Raw genomic sequence first — 5,206 nt, 5'->3', positions numbered from 1 at the left:
GATCGCCAGGAACGCAACAATCGTCTCAGGCCCCCGCCGCGCCGCAACCGCAACCCGCGCCCCAGGCACAACACCCGCCGCCACAAGACCCCGCGCAAGCGCATCACTGCGCGCGTCCAAATCGCCGTAACTCAGAGCCTCACCGCCACTCGAAACCGCCACCCCATCGGCAAAGCTCCGCGCAACTTCAGCAAAACGACCGGGGATGTTGTCTTTGAAATCTTTACTCATAAACATGGCAAACATCTTCTTGGTGTTGATCGTGTAGAGCGTTTCGTGCGCCGGGGATTATGTGGTGCTTGGTGTCTTCCGGCAGCATTTATCGGCGTCGTCGGTGTCACGTCGAGGCGCAGATCGAGAATATCTCAGTATTCAGTTCCATTAACAAATACGATTCGGGCGATAGCGTCCAACATTTCCATACTCCCACATACTCTCAAAACTGAAAACACACGTGCCGGACAAAGCCGGACGCGGATGCAATGTAGGCATTGAAAACGGCCAAAGAATGGCGGTTCGGGCCGGGGTGTGCCTAGCGCTGCTTAACCCTGGTGTAGGCCGCAATCAGCGTATCAACCTGATGATCCCAGCTGAGCTCGGTTTCGACCCTGTTCCGCCCATAGGCCCCCATTTCGGCACGCCGCGCAGGATCATCAAGCAGGCCCGCAATCTTGCCCGCCATGTCCGACGTGTCGTTTTCGGCGGCATAAAGCGACGCCTCAAGGGCCGAATAGCGCCCTTCGGTCACGTCGAACTGCACGATGGGTTTTTCAAAAGCCATATATTCGAGGATCTTGTTCATCGTCGATTTGTCGTTCATCGGGTTCACCCGGTCGGGGTTCACGCAGACATCCGACGAGCTGAGCACGGAAAACAGCGCCTCATCGGGTGCGCGGCCGGTGAAGGTGACGTGGTCCTGTAGACCCAGATCCGCGGCCATCGCCTTGAGATCGTCCAGCGCCGGCCCCCCGCCCACAAGGGCGAATTGCGTGTCATAGCCGCGCTCGAAGACCAGCTCCCGCGCCGCTTCCAGCAGCAAATCGAGCCCTTCCTGATCGCCCATCACGCCGACATAGCCCACCAGATGTTCGCGCCCATTGCGCCATTTCGGGTCGGGCTCCATCCGGTTGAGCCGCGTCAGATCGGGCCCGGAGCGCACGACAAACACATCCTCGGAGGCCTTGCCCCCGCGCGTCATGGCAATCTCGCGGTAGCTTTCGTTGGTCGAGATCACCACATCCGCCGTGCGGAAATTCAGCCGCTCGAACAGGACCATCAGTTTCCAGAAGAAGCCGCGCTTGTTGAACTTGGCCTCGTAAAGCTCGGGGTTGATGTCGTGATGGTCGAAAATGTAGCGCTTGCCGAACAGCTTGAAGGGCCAGGCCACAAGGAAGATCAGATCGGGCGGATTGCACCCTTGAATCGTGTCTATACCGCGGGTTCGAGCCACTTTGAGCGCCAGCCGCATCTCGTGCCAGAGCGCCGCGCCATATTCCACCAGATAGCCCGAGGCCCCCTTGGCATCGAGCGGCAGGGGGTGGCGGTGGATATGCACCCCATCCAGCAGCTCATAGCGCGCCTCATAGCCCTTGCCGGTCGGGCAGATCACGGAGACCTCCGCGCCCGCCGCCGTCAGCGTGCGGCATTCGTGCCAGACGCGCCGGTCAAACGGCAGCGGCAGGTTTTCCACGATGATCAGGATCTTGCGCCCGGCCAGCGGTTGCTCGGCGCGCACGGCATCCATCCGGGGCGTCGACGAGACGCCTGCGTCCACGGCCAGTTCGTTCACTTCAGGCTCCCCAGATCGCGCGTCTCGGCCCCGCCGAGGTCCAGATCCTTCACCGTGGCATTGGTCACGATGACACGGGCATAATCCCCCTTGCCGGCGGTGGCATCGGCGTGGGCCTTGTCGACCAGCAGACGCTCCAGATCGGGCAACTGGCTATAGGCATAGCCCAGGTTCGCGCCCACCAGCATGTCGGCGCGGATCGCGGGGTCGTAGATCTCCAACGCATAGCCCGCGGCCAGCAACTTGCGCGCCAGGTCCACGTTCGGGCTTTCGCGCAGATCATCGGTGCCCGCCTTGAAGGCCAGACCCGCGATCAGAACCCGTGCGCCCGGCGCCAGCCCTTCGACGGCATATTCGAACAGCCGGTGCTTATGCGCCTCGTTCGAGCGGATCAGGCTGTCGACCAGCGGCAGGTTGGTGCCGGTGTCGGCCGCGATATGGCTGAGCGCGCGCACATCCTTGGGCAGGCACGATCCGCCGAACGCGCCACCGGGCCGCGTGTAATAGGGCGAGATGTTGAGCTTGGTGTCAGAGACGAAGATCTCATGGACCTGTTGCGCCGAGACGCCCAGTTGCAGGCAGGTGCGCCCGATCTCGTTGGCAAACGCCACCTTGACCGCGTGCCAGGTGTTGTCGACGAACTTGGTGATCTCGGCCTCGCGGTAGCCCACGTGGAACACCGGCGCCTCGATCCCCTCATGGAGCGCGTCCATCGCCGCGTCGGGCTTGCCGTCTTTCGTGCCGATGACGATCTTTGGCGGCGCGAAGTAATCGGCCACGGCGGACCCTTCGCGCAGGAACTCGGGGTTGTAGGCGATGGTGATCGGCGCGTCGTCGCCCAGGATGCTGTCGAAGATCGGCTGCACCAGCCCTTCGCAGGTGCCCGGACGGAAGGTCGAGCGATAGGCCACCGTCAGCGGTTTCGCGCGCGAAACGCCCACCAGGGCGCGGGCGATCTGACGGCTGACATCGGCGACATAGCCCATGTTGTGGGCGCCATCGGCGGCCGAGGGTGTGCCGACGCAGACAATCGCGATATCGGCCCCGTCAAGCGCATCACCGATCTCGGTGCGGGCCGAGATCCGACCCTGCGCCAGACCCTCGGTCAGCATCTCGGAGACCTCGGGCTCGACGATCGGCGCGGTGCCTTCGTTGATCTCGGCGACCTTGCGCGCGCTCACGTCAACGCCAATGACTTCATGCCCCTGACGGGCAATACAACAGGCCGCGGTAAACCCGACATAGCCCAAACCAAAAATAATGACTTTCACGTTTCTGCCTCTGATCAGCGACCCCCAGCGGGGAGTGGCACAGGGGTCGGCTCATTTCAACCGTGCCAGCGTCGCATGGGTCCGGTTGGGGGGGCGGGAAAACCTCCATTGGTCTCCCCGTTATTCCGAGCGAATATAAGTCCATAACGTAGGAACAGGTCTACCGGACCGGATCCGCATGGGTGCCCCCTCCACCCAAAAATGCAATCGGGCCCCGCAAGGGGGCCCGAAGGATCGTGATAAGGTGCTGAAAGATCAGGCGGCCAACGCGTCGTCATCGTCGTCGTTGTTGCGATCCTCATCGGGATCGGCCTCGACCGCGCTGCTGATGAGCGCATGCAGAAGGCCTGCATCCGGGCTGACGTCCGAACCGGGCGCGGCCTCGCCGAGCCAGACGTTGTCGACCAGGGCTGTCACACCATCGCCCCAGATCGTGCCAACGGCCATGCCGTGGAACGCCATGGGCGCCGTCTCACCGCTGGCTGCGACACTGTCCACGACATCGCCGTCAATCGCCATCGTCAGCTGCCCGGCATCGCCATCATAACCGATGGAGAACGTGTGTTCGCGCAGATCGTCGAAAGTGGTGTCACCGCTGTTGACGCGGAAACTGCCCTCATCGGTATCCAGACGGAACGACACCGAACGATCGTCTTCGATCACCGCCTCGAAGGCGCGCGGGAAGTGGATGAACCGGCCCGTATCCGATGCGTCGAGCAGCTGGATATCAAGGCTCAGGCCGAAGTTGTCGAGCTCGTGGAGCTGTTCGTTGCCGCGCTCCAGCCGGAAGAAGTCGTTCCCACGACCGCCGATCTCATAGGCGCTGTCGCCGCGCCCGGTTGCGGTGATGTCACGGGCATCGCCATCGCGGAAATCGCTGTCGAAATCGGACGCGTCCCGCAGGCCGGCCTCGAAATCAATATCGAGAAGCGTGGTGAAGAAATCCGCCCCATCGGGCATGTCATCCCCACCATTCGACGGATCAACCGGGCCCGGATTGCCCGAACCGCCGCCGACAAGGCCGCCCACCGGCGGGGTGGGGGCCGGATCGAAGGTCTCGCCCACATCCAGCGACAGATCCACGCCGGCTTCCATCGGATCGGTGCCAAGGAAGATGTCATCGACGACCGCATTCACCGAATTGCCCCATATCGAGCCGACCGTCAGGCCGTGGAATGAGGCGTCGCCGGTGCTTCCGCTGGCCTCCGTGGTGCCCACGACCGTGCCGTCGATCGACATCGACAGCGTGCCGGCCGCATCATCATAGCCGACCGCGAACAGGTGCGTGTCACCATCGTTGAGGACCACATCGCCGCTGTTGATCTGGAAGACGCCTTCATCGGTGCGCAGCTCGAACGTGACGGTGCCGTCACGACCGACCGAGGCCTCGAAGGTCCGCGGGAAGTGCAGGAAGCGACCGACATCGTCCGAACCCAGCAAGGTGATTTCCATCTCCAGGCCGAAGCTGTCGAGGTTGTGGATCTGATCGTTGTCGACATCGAGGCGCACCATCCGGCCGCTGCCGATCCGGTAGCCGCTGCCGTCGGGCGTATCGACGACATTTCTGTCGGAGCCGCTGCGCAGGTCGCTGTCAAAGTCCGACAGATCCTCAACGCCGTTTTCAAAATTGGCGGCGAAAAGGGTCGAGGCCTGCGTGCCGGTCACCGGAGCGGAAGGCGCGGAAGGCGCGGCAGGCTCAGGCTGCTGCGGCTCGTCCTGGGCCTCGACGGGCTCAGGCTGCGGCTCGGGCGCGGGCTGCTGCGGTGCCTGACCGCCCTGGCCGCCCGTGGACGCACCGCCGGGCTGCGACGCCGATGCGCCGGTGCCGACAAACTCGCTGCCGGAGCGCAATTGCCAGCCGTTGGGGCCGATATCACCGCCATTGGCCGCGTTCACGAAGTGATCGCCAACATAGTTGGGATCGCGCGGGTCGTAGGAGATGATGATGTTGTCGTTCAGGCTGTCGTCACGGTCGCTGACGATGTTGGGCGTGATGTTGTTGTTCACCTCACCGTTGCGCACGCCTTCCAGGCGGATGCGCGGCGCAAAGGAGGTGTCGCCGTCGGCCTTGATCGTGACCGCGTCCTGGTTCCACAGCAAGGTGTTGCCTTCCACCAGCACGCCGTTGGCGCCTTCGACGCCGATG

Annotated in this window: 4 protein-coding genes; all 4 read right to left on the bottom strand. The window is 63.3% G+C overall.

The genetic code is table 11. The features are described from left to right. Nucleotides 1-237 (bottom strand): AMP-binding protein (locus V8J83_RS19020; RefSeq protein WP_339988113.1); only part of this gene is annotated, 237 nt, incomplete at its 3' end. A gap of 295 nt (nt 238-532) precedes the next feature. Next, nucleotides 533-1,789 carry a glycosyltransferase family 4 protein gene (locus V8J83_RS19015; protein WP_339988112.1) on the bottom strand — a complete coding sequence of 419 codons (1,257 nt, stop codon included), beginning with the start codon at nt 1,787-1,789 and terminating at the stop codon, nt 533-535. Continuing rightward, nucleotides 1,786-3,060: a nucleotide sugar dehydrogenase gene (locus V8J83_RS19010; RefSeq protein WP_339988111.1), complete on the bottom strand. Its 1,275-nt coding sequence runs from the start codon at nt 3,058-3,060 to the stop codon at nt 1,786-1,788. Before V8J83_RS19010 ends, V8J83_RS19015 begins: the two co-directional genes overlap by 4 nt. A 255-nt stretch (nt 3,061-3,315) precedes the next feature. Continuing rightward, the coding region (locus V8J83_RS19005; RefSeq protein ID WP_339988110.1) for a hypothetical protein at nt 3,316-5,206 on the bottom strand (1,891 nt) is incomplete at its 5' end.

The organism is Gymnodinialimonas ulvae (assembly GCF_037543845.1).
Taxonomy (GTDB): domain Bacteria; phylum Pseudomonadota; class Alphaproteobacteria; order Rhodobacterales; family Rhodobacteraceae; genus Gymnodinialimonas; species Gymnodinialimonas ulvae.
The sequence above is the reverse complement of the archived record's forward strand: the minus strand, read 5'-3'. Positions and strand labels throughout refer to the sequence as shown.